The sequence below is a fragment of the Sphingomonas sp. IC-11 genome (genome assembly GCF_021043365.1).
In the GTDB taxonomy this organism is placed as follows: Bacteria; Pseudomonadota; Alphaproteobacteria; order Sphingomonadales; family Sphingomonadaceae; genus Sphingomonas.
Map to the genome: position 1 here is coordinate 1,028,117 of NZ_JAJNDU010000001.1, position 24,999 is coordinate 1,053,115.

Below are 24,999 nucleotides of genomic sequence, written 5' to 3' on the forward strand. Positions count from 1 at the left end.
CATCATCCCATGCCGTTCGCCCGGCGCTTGTCGAACGGGCGTTCTTTTCCCTAGGATGGCAGCACCTTCAGGGCCGCAGCGATGAACTCATCGCTGCGGCCTTGTCCGGTTTAGTCCGAACGGATCGGGATCACGTGAAGTACGAGCCAACGATCGCGGTACTGCTGCCGTGCTACAATGAAGAGGCCGCGATTGCGCAGACGATCGCCGGGTTCCGTTCCGCGCTGCCGTCCGCCAAAATTTACGTCTATGACAACAACTCGGCCGATCGGACCGTAGAGGTGGCCCGGGCTGCCGGCGCGACCGTCCGGACCGAGCGCATCCAGGGAAAAGGGGCGGTTGTCCGTCGCATGTTCGGCGACATCGATGCCGACGTTTACGTGATGGCAGATGGTGATGCGACATATGACTCCTCGTCCGCGCCGGCGCTTGTGCAGCGCATGCTTGATGAACAGCTGGACATGGTCGTCGGTTGTCGCGTCGGCGAAGCCGCGGCCGCCTACCGCCGCGGTCACCGTTTCGGCAATGCCATGCTCACGGGCATGCTCGCGCGGCTGTTTGGCCGCAGCTTCACGGACATTCTCAGTGGCTATCGTGTGTTCTCGCGCCGGTTCGTAAAGAGCTTTCCGGTGCTGTCGGTCGGTTTCGAGATCGAGACCGAGATATCAGTTCATGCGCTCGAACTGAAAATGCCTGTTGGTGAGCTGGATACCCCATATTTTGCCCGGCCGGAAGGGTCGGTGTCAAAGCTCAGTACCTATCGCGACGGGTGGCGCATCCTTGGCACGATTGCGACCCTCTACCGGATCGAAAGACCGCTGTGGTTCTACGGGGCTTTTGGCGCGGCGCTGCTGGCTCTCGCAATCATTCTAGCGATGCCGCTGGCGATCACTTATGCACAGACGGGTCTCGTGCCCCGCTTCCCAACTGCCATCCTGGCAACCGGCCTTACTATATTGGCCGCTTTGTCTGTGTTTGCCGGATTGATCCTGGATACTGTGGTGCGTGGCAGGCTTGAAGTGCGTCGACTAGCCTATCTCGCGTACCGAGCACCCGGCGAACACTAATCTAGCTAGTCTATATCAAACAACTGGCTTAGGCTGAGGTCATGGCAACATCGCACTTCGGCCGACTTGCGGCCCTTTTCGCCCTTGGTGCAGCTTGGGCGACAGGCGTCGCCGCTCAGGAACAACCGCGCCGAACCAGGATCGCTCTCGGGCCGCAACTTGTCCCTCGCTATCCTGGATCGGACGAAGTGGTGGTTCGGCCCTTCATCGATTTCAGCCGTGCGCGCGGCGATGCACCTTTCCGGTTCGAGGCTGCGGACGAGAGCTCGGGCTTTCCGGTATTTTCCACTAACGGCTTTTCCTTGGGGCCGGCGGTGGGCTTTGAAGGCTCGCGCCGCACCCGTGAAGTGCCAGGTGTGCCAAAGGTCGGCTTCACGGTCGAAGCGGGCGGCTTCGTTCAATATCAATTCACCGCGCCAGTCCGTGCTCGGGTAGAGCTTCGGCAAGGACTCGGCGGTCACAAGGGGCTGATCGGGATGGCCGGCATCGATTATGTAGCCCGTGATCGCGACGAGTGGCTGTTCGCCATCGGTCCGCGCGTTACTTACTCGGGTGGCAAGTATCAGCGAGCGTACTTCGGTGTCCCCGAGCAATCTGTGGCATCATCGGGGTTGCCGGCGTTTCGTCCCTCCGGTGGCATCCACGCCATCGGCGCGAACGCGAGCTACCTGATGCAACTCAGCCCGCGATGGGGCATCTACGCTTACGGCAAATATGATCGGCTGGTGAATGACGCCGGCGACTCGCCCGTTGTTGCGCGCTACGGTTCGCGGGACCAATGGTCGGGCGGCTTGGCACTGACCTATACAATTTTCGGGCGTCGCAAGGACCAATAGGCAGGGCTTGAAGTCGCGCCACCCGCGCGCGACATAGGTGCTCCTGAGGCATAAGAGAGAGTTTTCATGCACAATCCGTTCGAGACCGGCGACTTCGCAGGCGCCCTGGCGCGCGCCGGAGTCGGTATGCAGCAGACGCAGGCCGGCCTCGTTCCCATCGTGATCGAGCAGTCGAACCGCGGCGAGCGTTCGTTCGACATCTTCAGCCGCCTGCTGCGCGAGCGCATCGTCTTCGTGACGGGTGGCGTGGAGGATGGCATGGCCAGCCTCATCACCGCTCAGCTGCTGTTCCTTGAGTCGGAGAATCCGAAGAAGGACATCTTCATGTACATCAACTCGCCGGGCGGTGTCGTGACGGCGGGCATGGCAATCCATGATACGATGCAGTATATTCGGCCTCGGGTCGGGACGGTGTGCATCGGCCAGGCGGCTTCGATGGGCAGCTTCCTGCTTTCGGCCGGCGAGCCGGGCATGCGCGTGGCGCTGACCAATGCGCGGATCATGATCCACCAGCCATCGGGCGGTGCGCAGGGCATGGCTAGCGACATCGAGATTCAGGCGCGCGAAATTCTACGCATCCGCAGCCGGATGAACGAGTTGTACGCCAAGTACACCGGTCAGCCGCTGGAAGTGATTGAGAATGCGATGGACCGCGACAAGTTCATGAGCAGCGACGAGGCGAAGGAATTCGGCCTGATCGACGAGGTGTTCGACAAGCGGCCTGCCCCGGCCGACGACGTGGCTGCGGCGGCCTGACGCGCGTTAGCCCTTTTCCGGCATTGCCGGATTGTGACCGGCCGGGTTACCATGCCCGGCCGAAAAGGATGTGATTGAATGACCAAGCTCAGCGGCGGTGACTCGAAGAGCACGCTCTATTGCTCGTTCTGCGGCAAGTCGCAGCACGAGGTTCGCAAGCTCATCGCGGGACCGACGGTGTTCATCTGCGATGAATGCGTGGAGCTGTGCAACGACATCATCCGCGAAGAAACTAAGTCGGCGCTCGTCTCGAAGAAGGACGGCGGCGTGCCCACGCCGCAGGAGATCTGCGACGTTCTCGACGATTATGTGATCGGGCAGAAGCAGGCCAAGCGCGTGCTCTCGGTCGCGGTGCACAACCACTACAAGCGGCTTAACCACGGCGCCAAGGGCGCGGACGTGGAGCTCGCGAAGTCGAACATCTTGCTCGTCGGCCCCACCGGCTGCGGCAAGACCCTGCTGGCGCAGACGCTGGCCCGCATCCTCGATGTGCCGTTCACCATGGCCGACGCGACGACGCTGACCGAAGCGGGCTATGTCGGCGAGGATGTCGAGAACATCATCCTCAAGCTGCTCCAGGCATCTGACTATAACGTCGAGCGGGCGCAGCGCGGCATCGTCTATATCGACGAGATCGACAAGATCAGCCGCAAGGCCGAGAACCCGTCGATCACGCGCGACGTGTCGGGTGAGGGCGTGCAGCAGGCGCTGCTGAAGCTGATGGAGGGCACCACCGCCTCCGTGCCGCCGCAGGGCGGCCGCAAGCATCCGCAGCAGGAATTCCTGCAGGTCGACACGACGAATATTCTGTTCATCTGCGGCGGCGCCTTCTCGGGCCTTGAGAAGATCATCGGCGATCGTCTGCAGGGCAAGTCGATCGGCTTTGGCGCCTATGTCGCGTCGCCCGAGGAGCGCCGCACAGGTGAGGTGCTGCGCCAGACCGAGCCTGAGGATCTGCTGAAGTTCGGCCTCATTCCTGAGTTCGTCGGCCGCCTTCCCGTGATCGCGACGCTCGAGGATCTCGACGTCACGGCGCTGGTGAAGATCCTGAGCGAGCCGAAGAACGCGCTGGTGAAGCAGTATCAGAAGCTGTTCGACATGGAGGAGGTGAAGCTTGGCTTCACCGACGACGCGCTGGTCACGATTGCGAAGAAGGCAATCGAGCGGAAGACCGGCGCGCGCGGCCTTCGTTCGATCCTGGAGGCGATCCTGCTCGACACGATGTTCGAGTTGCCGGGTATGGACTCGGTGGACGAGGTGATGATCGACAAGGACGTGGTGGAGGGCCGCAAGGAGCCGATCCGCGTCTATACCGAGAAGAAGAAGGCCGGCAGCGACGCGGCGTAAGCGGCGTGATGCAACGTAAACGACGAAGGGCGCCGAACGATCGGCGCCCTTTTCGTTTGCGGCAGGGTACGCCACGCTGGTGACGAAGCGAGGAGGGTGCGATGATCGGCGGATTCGCAGAACCTGTCAGGCTGCGGGGCGTTCGCCGGTGACCGGGATGCGCATCGCCGGACGGGCGGACCGGGCCCGGGTTTCCACCATGCTTGCTCGGGCATTCGCGGACGATCCCGCGATGAGCTGGATTTTTCCTGATCCGGTCGATCGGGCGCGTCGCTTGCCGCGGCTGTTTGCGCTGCTGTTCGATGAGGACGCTGCCGGCATGCGGATCGTTGCAGGCGGCGCGGAGGCGGCGACCTTGTGGCGGGGGCCGGGGAAGGCAAACACCAGCACCGCGGCGATGCTGAGACAGGCGTGGCCGCTGTGGCGCGCGCTGGGAGCGAACATCCCGCGCGCGCTGAAGGTCTCGAACGCCATAGCGGCACACATGCCGGCCGGCGACTTCTGGTACCTCCACATCGCAGGCTGCGATCCGGCTGCGCAGGGGAAGGGGCTTGGCGGCGCGGTGGTGCGTGCCGGTCTGGCGCGCGCCGCTGGGCGACTGCCCGCTTATCTCGAGACCGCGACCAAGCGGAACCTCGGCTTCTACCGCTCGCTCGGCTTCGACGTTACCGACGAATGGGTGGTGCCGGGGGGCGGGCCGCGCTTCTGGTCGATGCTCCGCCCGCCCGATTGATCACGCAGCGCGCGGCGCCGCGAGCGTCCGCTTCATCCAGCGATCGAACAGGTCCGGCCAGCGCGATCCCGGCAGCTCGGCCGGCAGATACGCCGGGCCGAAGCCGTGGCCGCCCTCCTGGAAGAAGTGCGCTTCCACCGGCACACCGGCCGTCTGGCAGGCCTGCATCATCGACAGCGGCTGCGCGAGCGGCACGACCGGATCGTCGATCGCATGAGCGATGAACACGGGCGGGCTGTCGCGGCGGATCCGGCGCGCGGTGTCGAAACGGCCCGCGGCATCCTTGCCGACGCGCATCACGTCGCCGGAAACGACCGGGTAGACGAGCCCGGCGAACGCGGGCCGGGCCGAGCCTTCGTCCGCGGCGTCGACCTTGGTGTAGACGGGATCGTCATGCGCGACCGACAGGCTTGCGGCGAGCAGGCCGCCGGCGGAGAAGCCGACGATGCCGAGCTTTGTCGGCTCGAAACCGTCGGTAGAGGCGCGTGCGCGTACCAACCGCATCGCGCGCTGCGCATCCTGAAGCGGTACGTCCTGCGGCTCGGCCCAGCCTTCGCCGGGCAGACGATAGCCGAGGACGTAGACGGTCACGCCAAGCGGATTGAAGGTCCGCGCGACGTTGATGCCTTCATTCTCGACCGAGATGAAACGATAACCACCGCCTGGGATAGCGAGCAGCGCCCGGCCGTCCGGCTGCGGCGCGCGATAGATGCCGACGACCGGATCGAGTACGCCGCGCAGGTGAAGTTCACGCCGTGGCGGGGTGCCGTTCATCGTGAAATCGGGGCGCGGGAGCACCCGCGAGGCACCCGGCGCACGACCGGGCCATAATCTGATATGATCGGCCGGAGGCCAGGCGGTCACGGCCCCACCTAGTCCCGATTGCTGGGCCGCAGCCTGTGCGGGGGAAAGCGCAGGCATCATCGCGGCGCCGAGTGCGCCGCCCAGCATCATCCGACGATCGATCTGCACCACACCTCTCCCTGTTCCCAGGGGAGGGGTGTGGCGCAAACCTATCGTCAGGCCAAGTCGATCAGGCGAACAGCTTTGCCCAGCCCCGCTTCGCGCGATCCTTCCAGTGGCCGCGGTGATACGCGTCGGACGCCAGCAGCGGCATCACCGAGCCGGCTTCCGCGAACACCATCTGCTCGATGCCGGTGTTCACCTTGCCCCACGAAGCGGCCTCCTGCAGCGTCGAGGACGAGCAGGCGCCGTCACGCACGTCGGCGACGGTGATCTGCACCGCGTACTTGTGCACCTCGACATCCTCGTGACCGAGGATCTCGGCGCACACGACGGTGTCCTGGATGAAGTTCTTCGGCACGCCGCCGCCGATCATCAAGAGGCCGGTGGTTCCCGCCTTGATCTTGATCTCGGTCAGCTCGCGGAAATCCGCGACCGCGTCGATCATCATGTACGGCTTGCCTTCCTTGGCGCGATCCACCTGGTGCTTGACGAGGCCGAAGCCCGCCGAGCTGTCGACGAACGCCGGGCAGAAGATCGGCACGTCATGCTCATACGCGAGCTTGACGAGGCTGTTCTCCTTCTTGCCGTGCTCGACGAGATACTTGCCCATCTCGCGAATGAAGGCGCGCGAGGAATAGGCCTTGGGCTCCAGCTCGTTCGCGATCTTGTTGATCGTGAAGTCGCAGTCCTGCAGCTGCTCCTCGTCGATATACGTGTCGTAGATGCGGTCGATGTACAGCGAGCGCAGCGTATCATCGTCAGGGATTTCAAGCGCCTGATAGTGCTTGTGACCAAGGCCTTCGAAGAAATCCATATCGACGATGGTGGCGCCGGTGGCGACGATCACGTCGACCATGTTGTTGCGCACCAGATCGGCATAAAGGTCCATGCAGCCGCCCGCGCTGGTCGATCCGGCGATCACCAGGCACACGGTGCAGTCCTTGTCGGCCAGCATCTCGTTGTAGATCTTCGTCGCGCGGCCGAGGTCGCGGCTGGTGAAGCTCATGTCGCTCATCGCGTCGACAATCGGGCGCGCGTCGAACGACTTGATGTCGATGTGCTTGACCTGCTTCGACAGCAGTTCCGCCTTGCGGGTGTCGTTGATCGGCGCGTTTGCCGCCGCGGTCTTCGTGAGGGTGTCAGTCATGGGTTGCTTCTCGCATGATGGCACACGTCGTTCGGAAGGGGACGCGTTAACCCGTAAGAACGACGGCGCCCCTGCGAGCGCCGCCGTCTATTCCAATGTAAGCAGTCGGTTACAGCTTTACGACGTTGGAAGCGGCCTCGCGTTCCACCTCGGCGTAGAGCGAGACCATCGGTTCGTCCTCGACGATCACCGTCTCGTCCGATCCGAAGCCGTTGAAGGCCGTGCGCATCGCCGAGCCATAGGCGCCGAGCATGCCGATCTCGATATAATCCCCGGCCGTGATGTCCGCGGGGAGCAGGAACGGGCCTGCCATGTGATCGAGATCGTCGCAGGTCGGGCCGTAGAACGAGAAGGGATGATCGCGCACGGTCGACTGCGGCTCGCGCAGCAGCGTGACCGGGAAGCGCCAGCCGATGTGCGCCGCGTCGAACAGCGCGCCATAGGCGCCGTCGTTGATGTACAGCTCGTTCCCGCGGCGCTTTTCGACGCGAACGACGACGCTGCTGTACTCGGCGCAGAGCGCACGGCCCGGCTCCGCCCACAGCTCAGCCGAATAGCTGATCGGCAGGCTCTCGAAGGCGCGGTGGATCGTCTCGAAGTAGCGCTCCAGCGGCGGCGGGGCCATGTCCGGGTAGGACGACGGGAAACCACCGCCGACGTCGATCACGTCGACCGTGACGGCCGCGTCAACGATCGCTGCACGCACGCGCTCCATCGCCTCGGCATAAGCCTCCGGCGTCATTGCCTGGCTGCCGACGTGAAAGCAGATGCCGAGTGCATCAGCCGCCTGGCGAGCGGCGAACAGCAGCGGCTTCGCATCCTGCGCCGGCACGCCGAACTTCGACGCGAGGCTGAGCTTCGAATGCTCCGACGACACGCGCAGGCGGACGCAGAGCGTCAGATCCGACGCATTGCGCGTGGCGCGCATGATCTTCTCGAGCTCTTCGAGCGAATCAAGGCTGAAGACGCGGACGCCGTGCGTGAAATACGCCTCCGCAATCGCTTCCTCGGCCTTAACCGGGTGCATGAAGCACAAGGTGGCATCCGGCAGCGTGCGCGCGACGAGACGCACCTCGGCGATCGAGGCGACGTCGAAATGCGTGATCCCGTTGTCCCAGAGGATCTGGATGAGTTCGGGCGACGGATTGGCCTTCACGGCATACATCGACCGGCCCGGGAACTTCTCCACGAAGAACCGGGCGGCGCGTGCCGCGGCGTGCGGACGCACGAGCGTGACCGGCTGGACCGGCTTTGCCTGTGCGATGTCGAGGGCGCTCGAAACAGAGTTGCGAGCAACGGTCGAGAGGGGCGCTAGCCCCAGCGCGCAATGATCCTGATGCAATTCAAGGGACCTCCAATGCCAGAGGGCAAGCCCCCGGTCTTCAGTTGCGAAATCACTGCCTTGCGGTGGAAGTCCCATGGGGCAGCGGAGGCGCGCACTTAGGGTCGCTCACCCCCCGTGTAAAGTGTGTTTTCGCCGGTCCGAAATTGCGGCAAGGACAGGCCGTGACAATCGTGCGACAACCCACCCGCGCCGGTGTGCGCGACGCCGCGGCAAAGATCGCGGCGATCCTCCCACCAACACCGCTTTTCGTGAGCGAAATCAAAGGTGTGCCTGTTGCCTTCAAGGCAGAGTCGCTGCAGCCTATTGGGGCGTTCAAGATCCGGGGTGCTTGGCACCGATTGACTGCGCTGGATGAGAACGCGCGTTTGCGCGGGGTGGTTGCGTTCTCGAGTGGTAATCACGCGCAGGGAGTCGCGTGGGCGGCAAAGAGACTCGGTATGCCTGCCATCATCGTCATGCCTTTGGACGCGCCCCGCGCGAAGGTGGACGGTACCCTGGCGTTGGGTGCCGAGGTGGTGGGTTATGACCGTCACACTGAGTCCCGCGAACAGATCGCGGCCCAATTGGCGGAGGCGCGGGGAGCGACCTTGGTGCCCAGCTTCGACGACGCTTGGATTATCGAAGGCCAAGGCTCCGCTGGGATCGAGATAGCGTCACAGCTGGAGGCGATGGGCTCGGGTGAACCGACTCATATAGTGGTGCCGTGCGGGGGCGGGGGGCTTGCAGCCGGTCTGGCGCTCGCGCTTCCTCATGCGTCGATTACCGTCGCAGAGCCCGAAGGATGGGACGATATGCGGCGAAGCCTGGAGGCAAGCTGGATCCTTCCCGTCGGTGATGCGCCGCCTTCGACCAGTTGCGACGCGCTGATGACCAAGGAAGTCTCGCCGCTGACCTTTGACGTATTGTCACGCCGTGACGCGACCGGAGTGGCGGTGTCTGAGTCTCATGTTAAAGCGGCACAGCGCTGGGCGGCCGAGCGGCTTCGTCTGGTCGTTGAACCGGGCGGCGCCGTGGCGCTTGCGGCTCTGCTGGCTGGGGAGGTTGCGCCATCGCCTGGGATGGTGGTGATCCTGTCCGGCGGCAACGTCGACATTGATGCATATGCCCGGGCGATCGGCTCGTGATTGTCCGGCCGGCAGCATAGGTGACGCGCTTTGCCGTGGCGGCGCCGAACGATAAGGGGACGCCATGAATTCGATCGCCAGCGCCGCCCCCGCCGCCGCCATGTTAGCCGCCTTCGCCTGTCTGTTCGGTGGGGGCTGGCTGATCAAAACCGGGCAAGATCCGAAGCGCGGATGGTTGATGATCGTGATGGCGACGGTGCTGGTCGGCAACGTGCTGATCTGGACGCTCTAAGCCGGGTACGTTCAGCACTTACTGACACCGTGGTAAGTCAGGTTCTTTCCTGACCACTCTCGATGCGTTAAGCTCGCGCCGGAGAGAGGATCGTCCATGAGCGAGCACATCGACGTTATCATCGTCGGAGCGGGGCTGTCGGGGGTAGGTGCGGCGCACCACCTGCAGCAGCGCTGTCCCGATCGAAGCTACCTCATACTAGAGGCGCGCCAAGGGATGGGGGGAACCTGGGATCTTTTCCGCTATCCCGGCATCCGTTCCGACAGCGACATGCACACGCTCGGCTATAACTTCCGGCCTTGGACGAAGGCGAAGGCAATCGCCGACGGTCCTTCAATCCGCGAATATATCGAAGAAACCGCGCGAGACGCCGGAATCGACCGGCGCATTCGGTTCGGTCATCGGGTCACTGGGCTGGAATGGTCGACGCCGGAGGCGCGGTGGACAGTAAGCGTGGACGGACCGCAGGGGCCAACTTCGTTCACTTGCTCCTTTCTGCACATGTGTTCCGGCTACTACGACTATGAGCAAGGGCATGCCCCAGAGTTTCCGGGTCAGGAGGAATTCGCAGGCCGCATCGTTCATCCGCAATTCTGGCCGGAAGACCTTGACTATGCCGGTCAGCATGTCGTCGTGATCGGAAGCGGCGCAACTGCCGTGACGCTTGTGCCCGAAATGGCCAAGGCGGCGGCCAGTGTGACGATGCTTCAGCGCTCACCCACCTATGTCGTGTCACGACCTGCGCAGGACGCTTATGCGAATTGGCTGCGCGCAAAACTTCCCAGCAAGGCGGCTTACGGGCTGACTCGCTGGAAGAACGTGATGTTCGGGATGCTTTTCTACCGAATGACTCGCAAGCAGCCTGAAAAGGTCAAGCAGAAGCTCCTCGATCAGGTGCGTGAGCATCTTGGTCCAGACTATGACGTGGCGACCCATTTCACGCCCCGCTACAATCCCTGGGACCAGCGGTTGTGCCTGGTGCCAGATGCGGATCTGTTTGACACCATCAAGGCGGGCAAGGCGACCGTGGTGACCGATACGATCCAGCGGTTCACGCCGGGCGGGATCATGCTTAGCTCTGGACAGGAATTGAAGGCCGACGTCATCGTCACGGCGACCGGTCTGCGGGTGAAGCTGTTGAGCGGGATCGACCCGATTGTCGACGGGGTGGAAAAGAAGATCGCCAACGCTTTGCAATACAAGGGAATGATGTTCTCGGACATCCCGAACCTGGCGTTCACCTTTGGTTACACCAATGCCTCCTGGACGCTGAAGGCGGACCTGGTTGCCATGTACCTCTGCCGGCTTCTCAACACGATGAAGAAGCGCCGTGTGCGCCAAGTGACGCCGCGGATTGGCGATCAGCCGATTGCGACTGAACCATTCGTCGATTTCAGCTCCGGCTACATTCAGCGGGTCGCGGACCAGTTGCCCAAGCAGGGAAGCAAGAAGCCCTGGCGACTCAACCAGAATTATGCCCTTGACGTGATGGCGCTGCGGTTTGGCTCCGTCGACGACAGCATGGAATTCTCAAATCCGGAGCCAAATTCGGTTCGCGCGGCGGCTTAGTTGGGACCGAAGAACATTCCGGTCTTTCTTGACGCTGCGAACGCGGTATGGCCCGCGTCTTCGCAGCAAAGGAGAACGGCGCCGTGGCCGATGTGCTGGTGCTCACCACCGGTGGGACGATCGACAAGCTCTATTTCGACGCGCTGAGCACGTATCAGATTGGCGAGAGCGTTGTTGATCGGGTGCTGAAGACGGCACGCGTTACCTTGTCCTACCGGATCGCCGAGGTGATGCGGAAGGATAGCCTGGAACTCACCGACGATGATCGAGCGCTGATCGCCAGAACCGTGGCGGATGCGCCCGAACAGCGCATCATCATCACTCACGGTACCGACACGATGGCGCAGACGGCGCAGGCCCTTGGCAGTACTGCGGGGAAGACGATTGTTCTGGTGGGTGCCCTATCACCGGCTCGCTTTGCGGAGAGTGATGCGACCTTCAACCTCGGCATGGCCTTCGCCACGGCTCAGGTCGCCGCGTCGGGAATCTGGATTGCCATGAACGGCACGGTGTTCGACGGATTGCGCGTCCGGAAGGACCGTGCTGCCAACGCCTTTGTCGCGGTGGAGTGAACGCTAGCCGCAGCGCGGGTGTGCGACCAGAGGTGCCTTGATGTTCGGCCGAAGAAACGGAGCGCGGGTGCGACACCGCGCGACCGACAACTGCTCTTTGGCCTTAACTCAGTCCGTGCTCGACATCACGACGGTCGAAGGCGGGCCCGATCGTCAGGCCCGCCTGTATTCGTCAGCGCTGCGCCAGGCTGACGGCGCCGACCGGCGGCGGGAAGTCGAGCGGGCCGCACTTCTTCGTCTGCCATTCGCCCTTCTTGGACCAGCAGAGGCTATCGAGCCGCGGCACGCGGGACTCAGCGTAGAAATAGCGAGGGAATTGCTGCTCGCCCCAAGGCGACAGGCTGTTCCGTAACTCGCGCATGCGCTCCTGCGCCAAGGTACCGAAGCTTCCCCGGGGCGTGTAAATGGCGGCGCGGCCAATCTTACCCGCGGTCTGGCAGAAGTTATATTGCGACGCGACGGCGTTAAAGCTCGAGTAAGTCTTGGTCCCGAACTGGTCGAGGGCGGTCTGCCCGGCCTTTGCCGTCTTGTTGACGCGCTTGAAGTAAGCGGTCAGCGTGTCGTAGCTTTCCTTCAGCTCGTTACGGTGATCGGTCAGCACGGCGTTGTAGTTGTCGACCGTGAGCAGCGTCGGCTCAAACTGGCACTGAAGCGCCGCGACGTTCAGCGCAGCGCGGAGCGTCCAGGTGAGGCCGGCCTTGATCTCCTTGTCAGTGGCCCCCGGCAGCGGCTGGGCGACCCCAGGTTCATCTCCCCTCACAACTGAGCCCGACAGATCCTTGGACTTCATGAAGAATTGCGCCGAAGCGGGCAACGCACCCATCACCGCGGCGGCTGCCAAGCTTACCCCGACGATCCGCAACCCAACCATTCGCATGACTTCCCCCAAACGCAACGCGCGGGATTCATACGCGTTTTCTGGCGATCATCCAACACCGTTCGTCATGCTGCGCGAACAATCAGGCGATCATTGACGCTCTGAAATGACGAAGGCCGCCCGGTCGCCCGGACGGCCTGTCAAAACACCTTCTTGAAGCGAAATTACATCGCGTTCGTGGTGGTGTTCGTCATCATCATGTCGTTCGACATCATGGTGTCGTTCGCCATCATGCCGCCGTTCATGGCGCCATCAACCGCCGTCATGTTGTCGCTCATGGTGTCGAGACCTTCGGTCGCGTTCATGTCGGTAATGGTGGTGTTGTCGACCGTGGTTTCGGTCTTCGAGCCGCAAGCCGACACGGCGAGCGCGGCTGCGGCAATGGCCGAACCGGTCAGGATCTTCGAGATAGCACGCATGGAAAGCTCCCTAGATAAAGGATTTGGACGGCGGACGGATCCTTAATACCCAAATCAGAGTGGATATTAGTCACAGAACGCCGACCCCTCAAGCCTCGTTTTCACGCGCACAAGTCAGGCTTTCGAGGAAAGCGCCGAACGTTAACGCCAGCGCCGCGTCAAAGGTTTCAAGCGCGTATTCCGCCCCAAGCGCCTTTGCACTGGTGACGGGAAATTCCGCAATCCCGCAGGGCACGATCCCGCCGAAGTGCGAAAGGTCCGGTGACAGGTTTACGGAGAAGCCGTGCATGGTGGTCCAGCGCCGGACGCGTACGCCGATGGCGCCGATCTTTGCCTCTGTGCCGGCATGATCGTAGGTCCAGATACCAATCCGGCCGGGTGCGCGGAAGGCGGCTATTCCCATCTCCGCCAAGGCCGCAATCACCCAGCCTTCGACCGCGTGCACGAAGCAGCGCACGTCCCGCCCGCGGTTCGCCAGATTGAGCACCAGATAGCCAATACGCTGCCCTGGGCCATGATAGGTATAGCGGCCGCCACGCCCGGCTCGGACGACCGGGAAGCGCGGATCGATCAACTCGGCTGAATCTGCGCTGGTGCCCGCTGTGTAGACCGGGGGATGTTCCAGGAGCCAAATGAGCTCGCGATCCGTTCCGGCCGCCACGGCAGCGGCGCGGCGCTCCATTTCGTCAAGCGCCGTTGCGTAATCGGTCAACCCTGGCGTCACCCGCCATTCCATGTTCAGACCTTCATTCACATGGCAGCAGATGCGGTCGCCCGGCGAGATTGGCAAGCGGCTGTTCGATCGGGTAGCGTCGCCAGCATGATGCACACACAAGGTCGGTCATGATCAGCATTGGAATGGTCTGGGACCGCGCGATGGCGGTAATTTCCGGCCGATTCAGCATTTTGCTGTCGCTGGCTGTCGGCCTGATTATCGTGCCGCCGATCGGACAGGCTGCGATCGACGCGGTGGGTGGATCGTCCTTCATGCTGCGCTCGACGCAGATGGCGGCATCGCTCCTGGTCTTTGTTTCAGCGTCGATCGGAGCAATCGCGATCACCGCCGTGGCAAGCGATCCTGACGTAGATCTGCGATCGGCGCTGGCGATCGGGCGGGCTCGGCTAGGAGCGTTCATTGGTGTGTGGGTAATTGTCGGCCTCTGCTTCGTACTGGCGGCGCTGCCCGGTCTGATTCTGGTCGCCACGTCCGGCTTCAGCGTAGCACAGGCACAGGCCGGCGGACCTCAGGATGGGCTGAACATGGGCGTCCTAAGCATCGGTATGGTATTACTTTTGGTTCTCGTGCCGGTGATGTTCTGGGCCACGGCGCGGCTGGTTCCACTCGGTGCCGTGATCGTGAACGAGCGTCGGGGCATCGGCGCCATCCAGCGGTCCTTTGCGCTCACCCGCGGAATGACGCTGAAGCTGCTCGGTGTTCTTATCCTGTATGCGATCGTTTTCGTTGTCGTGCTTACGGCGTCTACCTCGGTCGTCGGATTGATTGCGCGCCTGCTTGCGGGATCCGACGGGGCAATCGTCGTCTCCGTGACAGTCGCCGCCGTTGCGGCTTTGGTCGCGGGACTATTCAGCGTGGTACAGGCGGTCTTTTCGGCGCAGCTTTACGCGGCCGCGCTAGAGGCGCACGACGAGGCATGACAATCAATTTCGCGCGTCTGCTGGCGGACGGCTGGGCCGTGTTTCGCCGTGAGGCGGAGCTGGTCCTCGCGTTGGCGGGCGCTCTCGTCTTTTTGCCGGCTCTTGTAGTGCAACTCCTGTGCGATCCTATGCCGCCGCTCCCTGCGCAGCCCGGCGACGAAGCGGTAATGGCACAGTGGATGGAGGCGGTTTCGGCCTGGGGGCAGGGGAATGCCCTTTGGTACTTGCTGGCTGATGTCGTGGGCATGGTCGGGCTCGCTGCCATTGCGATGCTGCTTGTCGCACCTGGGCAGTTAACGGTGGGCGCGAGCCTCTCCGTTGCCCTGCGTTGGATAGGGCGGTTCATTCTGGTGAACCTGCTGGTTGCGATCCCGGTCGGCCTGGGGTTGTGGCTGTTTGTCTTGCCTGGACTTTATCTGCAGGCCCGGCTTGTCGCATCGGTGCCGGTGGTCGCGGCCGAGCCCGGCCAGAGTGCGGCCCGGGCGCTACGGAAGAGCTGGCACCTGACGCGCGGTGTCGGCTGGCCGGTGCTTGGCGCCGTGGTCGCGTTGTTTCTGGCCCAGTGGCTGGCAGTCAGCCCGCTCTTCTCGATGGATAGCTGGCTCCGGCAACCGGGGCACGATAACCCATTTCTTATATCGCTCGTCACCATTCTGCTGACGGCCGCCGGCACGTTCTACAATGTCGGGCTGCTCTTACTCGGGATCGTGGTTTATCGACGCTTCGCCAGAAGGGGCACGTGAGGGGCCGTTTCGGGCGGCAACAGTCCGGCAATGCGCGGGTCAGCGAACGTTTCGAACGTACGCTTGACGGCCACAAACCCTTGTGCCCGGTAGAAGTTGAGCGCGGAAGGATGGTCAAGCGTGCAGGTGTGAACCACGACCCTCTCGATCCCCGCGCGCCAGCTTCGCGCCATGGCCTCGCTCATCAGCCACCGGCCATGCCCTTGGCCAGCAAGCTCCGGTATAAACCCGAAGTATGACAGCTCGCATACGTTCCGGTGTCGGAAGTCCAGCTCCAGCATGCCGACTTCAATGCCGAACCGATCTGTGACGGCATACACTTCGATGGCTTCGTCGTGGATGATCGCCAACAGTTCGCTCTCCCGCATCGCGAGGCGAGAGAACCAGAGCCACGGACCGCCGACGCGCCGGAACAGCATTCGATAACCTTCGGCCGCCGGCCTCGTCCACCGCACCAGCCGGAACGGAGATGTGGGCATGGGTCGCCGCGGCGGCCTGCTCGACATCTCCAGCGTGGTGACGACGGTCGCCACCTGTTCGTCTGGAACAGCGATCAGGCCCATGTCGCCACGGGTGGAAGGCTCATCAGGATGGCGTCGATGTTGCCGCCGGTCTTCAATCCGAACAGCGTTCCTCGATCGTAGACGAGATTGAACTCCGCATATCGGCCGCGCCACGCGTTGCGCTGCGCGATCTCCGCGTCCGTGTAGGGCAGGTTCATTCGGCGGCGAACAATGCGGGGAAAGACGTCGAGGAAGGCGCGGCCTACGTCCTGCGTAAAGGCGAAATTGTCCGCGAAATCCCCCTCGAGGTGGTCATAGAAAATGCCTCCCACGCCGCGATGAACCTTGCGATGCGGGATGTAGAAATAGTCTTCGGCCCATTTCTTGAAGCGTCCGTAATGCTCTGGATGGTGAGCATCGCACGCCGCCTTCAGCGCGCCGTGGAAGTCTGCGGTGTCCTCCTCGATCGGCAGCGGAGGATTCAGGTCAGCGCCGCCTCCGAACCAACGCTTGGTGGTCACTAGGAAACGGGTGTTCATGTGCACCGCGGGGACATGCGGATTGCTCATGTGAGCGACGAGGCTGATCCCGGTCGCGAAGAAGCTGGGATCCTCCGAGGCGCCGTGGATCGTCTTGCCGAATTCGTTTTCGAACCGCCCACCGACCGTGGACACGTTCACCCCGACCTTCTCGAATACCCGGCCCTTCATCACGCCACGCACGCCACCGCCGCCATGTTCGCCCGACGGGTCCTGCCGGTCCCAAGCTGTATAATCAAAGGCCGCAGAGGAGCCGGCCTCACGCTCGATAGCCTCAAACTCCGCGCAGATGAGATCGCGAAGCTCCTCGAACCAAGCGCGGGCGGTCATTTGTTCGTTGTCGAGCGTGTTCATGAGCGGCTGATACTTGCTGGTGAGCCGGCCTGTCGAGGTGTCGGGGTGATCGGCCGCCAGCCTCGCCGAGAATCGGCCATTCAGGCCGATGCACCGCGCGTCTGGCGAAGCGATTCGGCGAGCATGATACCGACGCTGACTGCGACGTTCAGTGATCGGAAGCCCGGTTGAACCGGTATCCGGACGGCGAGACTTGCCTGCGCGTGGACGTGGTCGGGAACGCCCGCGCTTTCGCTTCCGAACAAGAGAATGTCGTCCGACTGAAAGCGAGCATCCCATAGATCAACGGCGCCGCGCGTAGTGGCGAGAACCAGCTTGCCAACCCTCTTGCCGTTGAACGCAGCCCAGTCCGCATGGCGCACAACCTCTACAGATCCGGCGTAATCCATGCCGGATCGCCGCAACGCGCGGTCCCCCCAGGGAAAACCCATCGGTTCGATCAGGTCAACTGGGACGCCGAAACACGCGGCCGTCCGCAGGATGGTGCCGACGTTCCCGGCGATGTCTGGCTCATACAGGGCGATGCGCATTCTGCTCCCTTAACGCGGTTCCCCGGCGCCGACAGGATGAAGGCTTGGTGAACGGAGGCAAAAATCACCATTGGCAGGGGCAGGGTGCGCAGCTATCAACCGCCCACCCCGCGGGTCGATGGGGGTTTTCAGGCGGGCGTCGGGGGAGGCTCTTTCCACATGCGCTCCCCGCCGGGGCCGGTTGGACAAGGGTTGGTGAATGGCGACGGTCGACAACACGATTACTCCGGGCGATTATCCTGCCCGAAACGAAGAGGACGGGCATGATCCCCGTCGCCGGGATTTTATCAACATTGCCGCAGTCGCCTGGGCCGGTGTCGGCGCGGGCGTGGTTGTTCTTCCGCTCATCAATCAGATGAACCCGTCGGCCGACGTGCTCGCGCTGTCCACGACCGAGGTCGACATCAGCAAGATCGAGCCGGGGCAGGCGATCAAGTCCACGTTCCGTAAGCAGCCGCTGTTCGTGCGCAATCTGACGCCGAAGGAAATCGCGGAAGCTGACGCGGTAGCGGTCAGCGACCTGCGCGATCCGCAGACGCTGGAAGAGCGCACCAAGGCAGGCAAGAAGAACTGGCTTATCACCCTGGGCGTTTGCACCCACCTCGGCTGCGTGCCGCTGGGCGCTGGCGAGGGTGAGAACAAGGGACCGTTCGGTGGCTATTTCTGCCCGTGCCACGGCTCCGCCTATGACACCGCAGGCCGTATCCGCCAGGGACCGGCACCGACGAACCTCGTCGTTCCCGAATATGCATTCACGTCCGACACCGTCGTGACGGTGGGTTGAGGTAGCACACAGATGAGCTTTCCCTGGGCCAATCATTATGAGCCAAAGCAGCCGCTGATGCGGTGGATGGACGAGAAGCTGCCGCTGCCGCGCCTCGTCTACAACGCTATTGGCGCTGGTTATCCGGTGCCGCGCAACCTCAACTATTGGTGGAACTTCGGCGTGCTCGCCGGCCTTGCGCTGGTCGTGCAGATCGTCACCGGCGTGGTGTTGGCGATGCATTATGCCGCCAATGGCACCGTGGCCTTCGCTTCGGTGGAGAGCATCATGCGCGACGTGAACGCTGGCTGGTTCCTGCGTTACGCGCACGCCAATGGCGCATCGATGTTCCTTGCCGTTGTTTATGTCCATATCGCCCGCGGCCTTTACTACGGCTCGTACAAGGCGCCGCGCGAGATGGTGTGGCTGCTGGGCGTCGTGATCTTCCTTCTCATGATGGCAACCGCTTTCATGGGCTACGTGCTGCCGTGGGGCCAGATGAGCTTCTGGGGCGCGCAGGTGATCACCGGCTTCTTCTCGGCAATTCCGCTGGTGGGCGAGCCCATTCGCGTGCTGCTGCTGGGCGGTTACGCGCCGGATAACGCCGCGCTGAACCGCTTCTTCTCGCTGCACTATCTGCTGCCGTTCGTGATCGCGGGCGTCATCATCCTGCACATCTGGGCGCTGCACATCCCGGGTTCGAACAACCCGACCGGCGTCGACGTGAAGGGTGAGCAGGACACCGTTCCGTTCCACCCGTATTACACGGCCAAGGACGGCGTCGGCGTGGCCGTATTCTTCCTGATCTTCGCCGCGCTGGTCTTCTTCTCGCCAAACCTGCTGGGACACCCGGACAATTACATCGAAGCGAACCCGCTCTCGACGCCGGCGCACATCGTTCCGGAATGGTACTTCCTGCCGTTCTACGCGATCCTCAAGAGCTTCACCGCGGACTTCATCCTGACGGGCAAGCTGTGGGGCGTGCTGGCGATGTTCGGCTCGATCCTGCTGCTGTTCTTCCTGCCGTGGCTGGACAGCTCGCCGGTTCGTTCGGCCAACTATCGTCCGACGTACCGCTGGTTCCTGTTGGTCCTGCTGCTCGACGTGCTGGTGCTCGGCTACGTCGGCGGCGCAGAGGCAACCGCCCGCAACGTCATCATCGGTCAGATCGCGACGGCTTACTACTTCGCGCACTTCCTGATCATCCTGCCGATCGTTTCGCGCTCGGAGCGTCCGCGCCCGTTGCCGAACTCGATCACCGAAGCGGTGCTCGCCAAGCATGGCGGAACGTCGCCTGCACAGACCGCGATGGCGCACTGAGCCGATACGGGGGAATAAGAAGAAAATGGTTCGTACCATCGCACTCCTGATCGGCGCGGGCTTCGTGTTCGTGCTCGGTATCGCGCTGTTCGGGACGATCTCGACCGCGATCTCCGATCCGGCACCGGAAACCGCGGAACATGAGTTCCATTTGCATCCGAAGGACGCAGGCCTCTCGTCGGCAGGCGTTTTTGGGAAGTTCGACAAGCAACAGCTGCAGCGCGGCCTGAAGGTTTATCAGGAGGTTTGCGCCGCCTGCCACAGCCTGAAGTACGTCTCGTTCCGCGATCTCGAGCAGATCGGCTATAGCGAAGGCCAGGTGAAGGCGCTGGCGCAGGCATGGCCGATCGAGCAGCCGAGCGTGAACCCGGACACGGGCGAGGCAATGACTCGCAAGAACATTCCGTCGGATCGCTTCCCGAGTCCGTATGCGAATGAAGTTGCTGCTCGTGCCGCGAACAACAACGCGCTTCCGCCGGATCTCTCCTTGATGACCAAGGCACGGCATGACGGCGCCAACTATGTGGCGTCCTTGCTGACCGGCTATCAGAACCAGCCAGCTGAACTGCTGAGCAAGTTCCCGGATGCGAAGACGCCGCAGGGCCTGCACTACAATCCGTACTTCGCGAACCTCAACATCGCGATGCCGCCTCCGATCACGTCGGACGGTCAGGTGACCTATGAGGACGGCATTCAGGCCACTCGCGACCAGATGGCCAAGGACGTTGCTGCCTTCCTCACCTGGACGGCTGAGCCGAACTTGGAAACGCGCCATGCGGCTGGTTTCGCGAGCGTTATCTTCCTGGCGATCTTCGTCTTCTTGACGATCGGTGCGTATCGTAACGTCTGGCGTGGGGTGAAGCACTGACGACCTGAGGGCAGTTGTGGCCAAATAGGAAAGGGCCCCGCGCGCGTTAGGCGAGCGGGGCCCTTTCTTTTTGGCTAGCCCACTCTCGCTCGGTGCGGTCAACTTGCTTGCGAGGCAAAAGCGCGAAGGGCATGAGCCTCTCATGACCTCCAGCGACAATCCCGTGGCCGACGCCATCCGTGCGGACGATGCGAGTCCGAACGATGATCTCAAGGCGCTGATCCGAACGATCCCGGACTTCCCCAAACCGGGTATTCAGTTTCGTGACATCACCACCTTGCTGCTCGACCCGCGCGGCCTTGCACTGACCGTCGAGCGCATGGTGGCGGCGACGCGCGGCCCCGTCGACCTTGTTGCGGGCATCGAGGCACGGGGTTTCCTGTTCGCGGCCGCGCTCGCCCTGCCGCTGAAGGCCGGGGTCTTGCTGATTCGCAAGGACGGAAAGCTGCCGGGCGCAACGATCGCGGAGGATTATGCGCTGGAATATGGACAGGACCGTATTGCCGTCCATGCGGATGCTTGTGCTCCCGGAGCGCGGGTTCTGTTGATCGATGATCTGATTGCGACCGGCGGAACCGCACGGGCCGCTATTCGGCTGCTGCGGAAGGCAGGCGCTGTGGTCACGCAGGCGCAGTTCCTGGTGGACCTTCCAGATCTTGGCGGTGCGGAGCTGCTGCGATCAGACGGCGTGGACGTCGATGCGCTGATTTCGTTCCCCGGCCATTAAGGAACTTCGCTTTATAGCCCTCGTTTCGAACTGGTCGCGGCGCGTATTTGCCGCCCCTCCAGCGTGTGGGAGTTGGATCATGGGTTTCAAGCGCTTCAGCCTAATCGCGCTAATCAGCGGCCTCGCATTTGGCACAGCTGCCTGTACGGATGGCTACGGCTATGGCGGTGCCTCTCTTGGCTATGGCTCCGCTTATTATGCCGATCCTTACTATGCCGATGCAGGCTGGGGTGGGTACGGCCCGGGATATGGCAGCACGTTTGGCTGGTATAACGACTTCTACTATCCCGGCACCGGAGTGTACGTGTACGATCGGTTCCGCCGTCCCCACCGCTGGAACGATGCGCAGCGGCGTTATTGGCAAGGGCGCCCGGGTTGGAACCAGCCTGGCGCACGAGCAAACTGGAACGACTTCCGCCGGAACTATCGCGCGGAGCGGCGCGATCTCCGTCGCGACCTGAGAGAGAATCGCCAGGATTTCCGCAACGGGACCATCAATCGTGATCAGTTCCGCCAGGGGCGGCAGGACGCACGCCGGGAGTTCCGCCGTGATGTGCGCCAGGATTGGCGCGAACTGCGGCGAGACAATCGTGCAGATGGCGTCCGGACGCCCGGCTTGAACCGCGGGCGTGATTTCAACCGGGGTCCGGGGATCAACCGCGGCAGCGGCGGCAGGGGCGCGAACCCACGTGGCGCCGAACGCCCACGGTAAGGCTCGCGTCTAAGTAACTCGCCCGCTTACGAGGTCGGACGGGTGGCGATCAGCCCGTTCGACACCATCGACATGACGGCGACGTTGTCCTGATTGTACACGACCATGCGGCTCTTGAAGATCCCCATCTCCGGACGGGATTGCGACTGCCGCTTCTCGATCACCTCGGTTTCGCAGCGCAGGGTGTCACCGGGGTAAACGGGCTTGAGCCAGCGTAACTCGTCGACGCCGGGAGAGCCGAGGCCCGCCTGTTTGTTGTTCTTCAGGTTCTCGACGATCATCGACATGACCATCGCGCAGGTGTGCCAACCGCTCGCGGAGATCCGCCCGAAGTGCGTTTGTGCCGCAGCCTCGTCCGAGAGGTGGAAAGGTTGCGGATCATAGCGGGAGGCGAAGTCGATCACTTCCTCCCGCGTGACATGATAGCTGCCGAAGCTCGCCTTGCTCCCGACGGCGATGTCTTCGAAATATTGCATGCTCTCTCCTATTCTTTCCGCAGCACGGGACGAAATACCGCGTCCGTGCCGTCCAGCGTAGGATCCGCAGGCAGGCCGAGCAACGTACGAAGCAGCGGGGCTACGGCGACATTGTCGAAGGTCGGCAGTTGCCGGCCACGCGCGAACGCCGGTCCATTGGCAATGAAGAGGGCACGCATGCTCGGGAGCATGGGGTCGAAACCGTGATTCCCGCGGGCGTAAGTGTGGGTCGGCGCCGTCTTCATCAGTTCCCAACCGTCCTCCGCCAGGCAGAGGAAGGGCGGGATCCGAACGTTGCGACCATAATGGTAGCGCCCAGGGATATTCTCCTTGCGCCAGCATTCCATGTGGGCGTGCGGCTTCAGCAATGCCGAGGCGACTGCGCCTTCGCGTCCCGGCAGGGGAGCAAATGTCGCGTAGGGGCCGCTCTCAACGACACGGGCGTCGGTCGCGGGAACGATCTTGTCGAGGGGAACGACTCGCTCGCTCGATGTTGCGGCCATCCCGTGATCCGACACGATGATCAGATTGGTGGGCTGCCCCAGTTCGGCGAGCCCGGTGACGAGCTGGCCGATTTGGCGGTCCACCTCGGCCAGTGCACTGCGCACGCCCGGCGAGTCTGGGCCGGCGCGGTGGCCCTCAGTGTCCACCACGTCAAAGTAAGTGGTCACGAACCTGGGCCGGATCGCCGCTGGGCGACGCATCCAGTCGATGACCTGTCGGACCCGGTTTTCGCCGGGCATTTGCTGGCTGAATGCCTGCCAGTCGCTCGGCCGCACGCCGCCAGTCAGCAGATTTGGCCATTCGGCCGCTCGCGTGCCACCCCAAGCCACGGTCGACCCCGGCCAGAACATCGACGCCGTACGAATACCGGCTTGTTCCGCGCTCACCCAGATCGGCGGGGCTGCATTCCACCAGGAGGGATCATCAGTCGCCATGGTGAAGACTTCGCCGGGCCGCGCCGGATCTTCCATCATATTGGCTGTGATGCCGTGGCGATCCGGGCGAAGGCCGGTCACCAGCGTCCAGTGGTTGGGGTAGGTCTTGGACGGAAACGACGGGCGCATAGGGCCGGTGACACCGTCTGCGGCCAAGCGCGACAGATTGGGGGTGACGCCGCGCGTCAAGTAGTCGGCGCGGAAACCATCGATCGCCACCAGGATAGTAACGGGAGCGCGAACTTCACCTTGCGCCGATATCGCGGCGGTCGGCGCCGGCGTGGTCGCGGAAGGGAGAGCGGCGGGCGTCCCGAGATGGGCGCATCCGGCAAGGGCGGAGACCGCGACGAGCGCGGGAATCAGTCGGCGCAACATGCCGCTTCGGTAGCGATCAGAGTGGTCGCTGTCGCCCAAAGGATTGCTGATAAGCCAGACTTAAGAAGGAAGAGCGGGCGCACGGCTCAGCCGAGGTGGCTGATCCGTGCACCCGCCCTTTCAGTTCGAGAAGTGACGCTCAGCGGGTGGCTTCCTTTGCCGCCGAAACGCGCCAGATCACATTGCCCACGTCGTCAGCGACCAGCATCGCGCCGGTGCGATCACCGATGACGCCCACCGGTCGTCCCTGTGCCTCACCGTCTGCGTTGAGGAAGCCGGTGAGCACATCAACCGGCTTTGCGCCCGAGACCGGCCAGCCCTTGTCCGTGAAAGGAACGAAGACGACCTTATAGCCGGATGGAGGGACGCGGTTCCACGAGCCATGTTCGCCGATGAAGGCGCCATGGGAGAAGCGCTGGCCGAGGTTCACGTCGCCTGCGAACGTCAGGCCCAGTGCAGCGACGTGAGGTCCGAGCGCGTAATCCGGCCGCTTCGAATATTGCTGCAGCTGGGGATTGGCTGGCTCCACCCGCTTGTCGGGATAGCCGCCCCAATAATACCAGGGCCACCCGAAGTGATCGCCCAGTTCGATGGCGGTCAGGTAATCCGGAACGATGTCGGAGCCGAGCATGTCGCGCTCGTTGACCACGGTCCACAGCTGCTTCGATTGCGGGTTGATCGCCATGCCATTGGGGTTGCGCAGGCCCGCCGCGTAGATGCGCGACGTTTTCTCCTTCGGCCACACCTGCAGGATGTTGGCGCGGCGCTTTTCCAGCTCGATGCCCTTCTCGGCGATGTTCGAAGCCGAGCCCACTGACACATAAAGCGTGCGGCCATCTTCGGCAGCGATGACGTTACGCGCCCAGTGGTTCTGGCCACCCGGCAGCTTGATCACCAACTCGGGCTTGGCGTCGATCTTGGTCGCTCCCTCCGTATAGGGGACGCGAACCAAGGCGTCGGTGTTGGCGATGTACAGCTGACCGTCGAACAACGTCATGCCGAACGGCGAGTTGAGCCCGGTCATGAACACGGAACGGAACTCGACGCGGCCATCACCATCGGCATCGCGCAGCAACGTGATCCGGTTGGCCGACGGGACGCCCGCACCGGCGCGGCCCATGAGATAGCGCATCACCCGATCGACAAAGCTGCGCCCGCGTGGCGGAGAGTTCGTTTCGGCGACAAGCACGTCGCCATTCGGCAAGCGATACATCCACCGTGGATGATCGAGGCCGTCGGCGAAGCGGGTCACGGTAAGGCCGGCTGCGGCTTGCGGTTTACCTCCGGCCGGCCAGCCAACCGCGTCCGCGACCTTGACGGTCGGGATCATCTGGCTGCGGGGCTCCGAAATCGTCGGCCGTTGGCCAGTCACGTCAGCGACGTCGAGCCGAGCCTTGTCGGGCCAGCTCAGCCAGGTGAAGATGCCGATGCCCGCAAGGACGAGCAGGCCCAGCACGATCAGGATGTGTTTGCGCATTCGGCGGAGATAGACGCGCTGGCGCAGC

At 63.1% G+C, this 24,999-nt stretch carries 28 protein-coding genes; 16 read left to right on the top strand and 12 right to left on the bottom strand.

The window, feature by feature from the left end; all coding sequences use genetic code 11:
• Positions 1 to 134: 134 nt before the first annotated feature.
• The 5 genes from LQ954_RS04890 (at position 135) to LQ954_RS04910 (ending at position 4,739) form a co-directional block, all read left to right on the top strand.
• Positions 135 to 1,067: a glycosyltransferase family 2 protein gene (locus LQ954_RS04890; RefSeq protein ID WP_231022203.1), complete on the top strand. Its 933-nt coding sequence runs from the start codon at positions 135 to 137 to the stop codon at positions 1,065 to 1,067.
• Positions 1,068 to 1,108: 41 nt separating this feature from the next.
• On the top strand, positions 1,109 to 1,903 hold the full coding sequence (locus LQ954_RS04895; protein WP_269142124.1) for a MipA/OmpV family protein: 795 nt from the start codon (positions 1,109 to 1,111) through the stop codon (positions 1,901 to 1,903).
• A gap of 66 nt (positions 1,904 to 1,969) precedes the next feature.
• The gene (clpP, locus tag LQ954_RS04900) at positions 1,970 to 2,659 is read left to right on the top strand and encodes an ATP-dependent Clp endopeptidase proteolytic subunit ClpP (RefSeq protein ID WP_330999938.1); all 690 of its coding nucleotides are present in this window, start codon (positions 1,970 to 1,972) and stop codon (positions 2,657 to 2,659) included.
• Between the two features lie 78 nt (positions 2,660 to 2,737).
• Complete coding sequence (gene clpX / locus LQ954_RS04905) at positions 2,738 to 4,006, top strand: ATP-dependent Clp protease ATP-binding subunit ClpX (protein ID WP_227770577.1); 1,269 nt, start codon at positions 2,738 to 2,740, stop codon at positions 4,004 to 4,006.
• Between the two features lie 157 nt (positions 4,007 to 4,163).
• On the top strand, positions 4,164 to 4,739 hold the full coding sequence (locus tag LQ954_RS04910) for a GNAT family N-acetyltransferase (RefSeq protein WP_231022723.1): 576 nt from the start codon (positions 4,164 to 4,166) through the stop codon (positions 4,737 to 4,739).
• Here LQ954_RS04910 and LQ954_RS04915 read toward each other — a convergent pair whose 3' ends face one another.
• From LQ954_RS04915 to LQ954_RS04925, 3 genes are all read right to left on the bottom strand, one after another.
• A complete protein-coding gene (locus tag LQ954_RS04915; RefSeq protein WP_231022205.1) occupies positions 4,740 to 5,711 on the bottom strand; it encodes an alpha/beta hydrolase in 972 nt (323 codons plus the stop codon).
• A gap of 61 nt (positions 5,712 to 5,772) precedes the next feature.
• On the bottom strand, positions 5,773 to 6,852 hold the full coding sequence (locus LQ954_RS04920) for a 1,9-bis(guanidino)-5-aza-nonane synthase (RefSeq protein WP_231022206.1): 1,080 nt from the start codon (positions 6,850 to 6,852) through the stop codon (positions 5,773 to 5,775).
• 109 nt (positions 6,853 to 6,961) lie between these two features.
• Positions 6,962 to 8,194: a type III PLP-dependent enzyme gene (locus LQ954_RS04925; RefSeq protein WP_231022207.1), complete on the bottom strand. Its 1,233-nt coding sequence runs from the start codon at positions 8,192 to 8,194 to the stop codon at positions 6,962 to 6,964.
• A gap of 197 nt (positions 8,195 to 8,391) precedes the next feature.
• Between LQ954_RS04925 and LQ954_RS04930 the strand changes: the two genes are divergently transcribed.
• The 4 genes from LQ954_RS04930 (at position 8,392) to LQ954_RS04945 (ending at position 11,694) form a co-directional block, all read left to right on the top strand.
• Positions 8,392 to 9,321, top strand: coding sequence for a threonine ammonia-lyase (locus LQ954_RS04930; RefSeq protein WP_231022208.1), 930 nt, complete (start codon positions 8,392 to 8,394; stop codon positions 9,319 to 9,321).
• Between the two features lie 64 nt (positions 9,322 to 9,385).
• Complete coding sequence (locus LQ954_RS04935; RefSeq protein ID WP_227770571.1) at positions 9,386 to 9,553, top strand: hypothetical protein; 168 nt, start codon at positions 9,386 to 9,388, stop codon at positions 9,551 to 9,553.
• Between the two features lie 96 nt (positions 9,554 to 9,649).
• Positions 9,650 to 11,122 (top strand): flavin-containing monooxygenase, encoded by a 1,473-nt coding sequence (locus LQ954_RS04940; RefSeq protein ID WP_231022209.1) that lies wholly within the window; start codon positions 9,650 to 9,652, stop codon positions 11,120 to 11,122.
• Positions 11,123 to 11,205: 83 nt separating this feature from the next.
• Entirely contained in the window at positions 11,206 to 11,694 is a 489-nt protein-coding gene (locus tag LQ954_RS04945) for an asparaginase domain-containing protein (protein ID WP_443026602.1), read from the top strand.
• 172 nt (positions 11,695 to 11,866) lie between these two features.
• Here the strand turns inward: LQ954_RS04945 and LQ954_RS04950 are convergent, their stop codons facing one another.
• The 3 genes from LQ954_RS04950 to lipB form a co-directional block, all read right to left on the bottom strand.
• A complete protein-coding gene (locus LQ954_RS04950) occupies positions 11,867 to 12,565 on the bottom strand; it encodes a hypothetical protein (RefSeq protein WP_231022210.1) in 699 nt (232 codons plus the stop codon).
• Positions 12,566 to 12,735: 170 nt separating this feature from the next.
• Positions 12,736 to 12,990 (bottom strand): hypothetical protein, encoded by a 255-nt coding sequence (locus LQ954_RS04955; RefSeq protein WP_227770568.1) that lies wholly within the window; start codon positions 12,988 to 12,990, stop codon positions 12,736 to 12,738.
• 88 nt (positions 12,991 to 13,078) lie between these two features.
• Positions 13,079 to 13,726, bottom strand: coding sequence for a lipoyl(octanoyl) transferase LipB (gene lipB / locus LQ954_RS04960; RefSeq protein WP_231022724.1), 648 nt, complete (start codon positions 13,724 to 13,726; stop codon positions 13,079 to 13,081).
• A 107-nt stretch (positions 13,727 to 13,833) separates the two neighbouring features.
• Between lipB and LQ954_RS04965 the strand changes: the two genes are divergently transcribed.
• On the top strand, positions 13,834 to 14,646 hold the full coding sequence (locus LQ954_RS04965; protein WP_231022211.1) for a hypothetical protein: 813 nt from the start codon (positions 13,834 to 13,836) through the stop codon (positions 14,644 to 14,646).
• Entirely contained in the window at positions 14,643 to 15,389 is a 747-nt protein-coding gene (locus tag LQ954_RS04970) for a hypothetical protein (RefSeq protein ID WP_231022212.1), read from the top strand. The genes LQ954_RS04965 and LQ954_RS04970 overlap by 4 nt, the downstream gene beginning before the upstream one ends.
• Here the strand turns inward: LQ954_RS04970 and LQ954_RS04975 are convergent.
• The 3 genes from LQ954_RS04975 to LQ954_RS04985 form a co-directional block, all read right to left on the bottom strand.
• A complete protein-coding gene (locus LQ954_RS04975; protein ID WP_231022213.1) occupies positions 15,359 to 15,952 on the bottom strand; it encodes a GNAT family N-acetyltransferase in 594 nt (197 codons plus the stop codon). The genes LQ954_RS04970 and LQ954_RS04975 overlap by 31 nt on opposite strands.
• Entirely contained in the window at positions 15,943 to 16,785 is an 843-nt protein-coding gene (hemF, locus tag LQ954_RS04980; protein WP_231022214.1) for an oxygen-dependent coproporphyrinogen oxidase, read from the bottom strand. Before hemF ends, LQ954_RS04975 begins: the two co-directional genes overlap by 10 nt.
• A gap of 80 nt (positions 16,786 to 16,865) precedes the next feature.
• A complete protein-coding gene (locus LQ954_RS04985) occupies positions 16,866 to 17,315 on the bottom strand; it encodes a tRNA (cytidine(34)-2'-O)-methyltransferase (protein WP_231022215.1) in 450 nt (149 codons plus the stop codon).
• Positions 17,316 to 17,514: 199 nt separating this feature from the next.
• On the opposite strand from LQ954_RS04985, the gene petA reads away from it, so the two are divergent.
• The 5 genes from petA (at position 17,515) to LQ954_RS05010 (ending at position 21,705) form a co-directional block, all read left to right on the top strand.
• Positions 17,515 to 18,099, top strand: a complete 585-nt coding sequence (petA, locus tag LQ954_RS04990) for a ubiquinol-cytochrome c reductase iron-sulfur subunit (RefSeq protein ID WP_227770562.1) — start codon at positions 17,515 to 17,517, stop codon at positions 18,097 to 18,099.
• 12 nt (positions 18,100 to 18,111) lie between these two features.
• Positions 18,112 to 19,398: a cytochrome b gene (locus LQ954_RS04995; RefSeq protein WP_227770561.1), complete on the top strand. Its 1,287-nt coding sequence runs from the start codon at positions 18,112 to 18,114 to the stop codon at positions 19,396 to 19,398.
• Between the two features lie 25 nt (positions 19,399 to 19,423).
• Positions 19,424 to 20,266, top strand: coding sequence for a cytochrome c1 (locus LQ954_RS05000; RefSeq protein WP_231022216.1), 843 nt, complete (start codon positions 19,424 to 19,426; stop codon positions 20,264 to 20,266).
• Between the two features lie 142 nt (positions 20,267 to 20,408).
• Positions 20,409 to 20,993 (top strand): adenine phosphoribosyltransferase, encoded by a 585-nt coding sequence (locus tag LQ954_RS05005; RefSeq protein WP_227770559.1) that lies wholly within the window; start codon positions 20,409 to 20,411, stop codon positions 20,991 to 20,993.
• A gap of 79 nt (positions 20,994 to 21,072) precedes the next feature.
• Positions 21,073 to 21,705 (top strand): hypothetical protein, encoded by a 633-nt coding sequence (locus LQ954_RS05010; RefSeq protein ID WP_231022217.1) that lies wholly within the window; start codon positions 21,073 to 21,075, stop codon positions 21,703 to 21,705.
• 26 nt (positions 21,706 to 21,731) lie between these two features.
• Here LQ954_RS05010 and LQ954_RS05015 read toward each other — a convergent pair whose 3' ends face one another.
• From LQ954_RS05015 to LQ954_RS05025, 3 genes are all read right to left on the bottom strand, one after another.
• Entirely contained in the window at positions 21,732 to 22,181 is a 450-nt protein-coding gene (locus tag LQ954_RS05015) for a MaoC family dehydratase (protein ID WP_231022218.1), read from the bottom strand.
• 8 nt (positions 22,182 to 22,189) lie between these two features.
• Positions 22,190 to 23,494: an alkaline phosphatase family protein gene (locus tag LQ954_RS05020; RefSeq protein ID WP_231022219.1), complete on the bottom strand. Its 1,305-nt coding sequence runs from the start codon at positions 23,492 to 23,494 to the stop codon at positions 22,190 to 22,192.
• A 139-nt stretch (positions 23,495 to 23,633) separates the two neighbouring features.
• Positions 23,634 to 24,971 carry a PQQ-dependent sugar dehydrogenase gene (locus tag LQ954_RS05025; protein ID WP_227770555.1) on the bottom strand — a complete coding sequence of 446 codons (1,338 nt, stop codon included), beginning with the start codon at positions 24,969 to 24,971 and terminating at the stop codon, positions 23,634 to 23,636.
• Positions 24,972 to 24,999 lie beyond the last annotated feature (28 nt).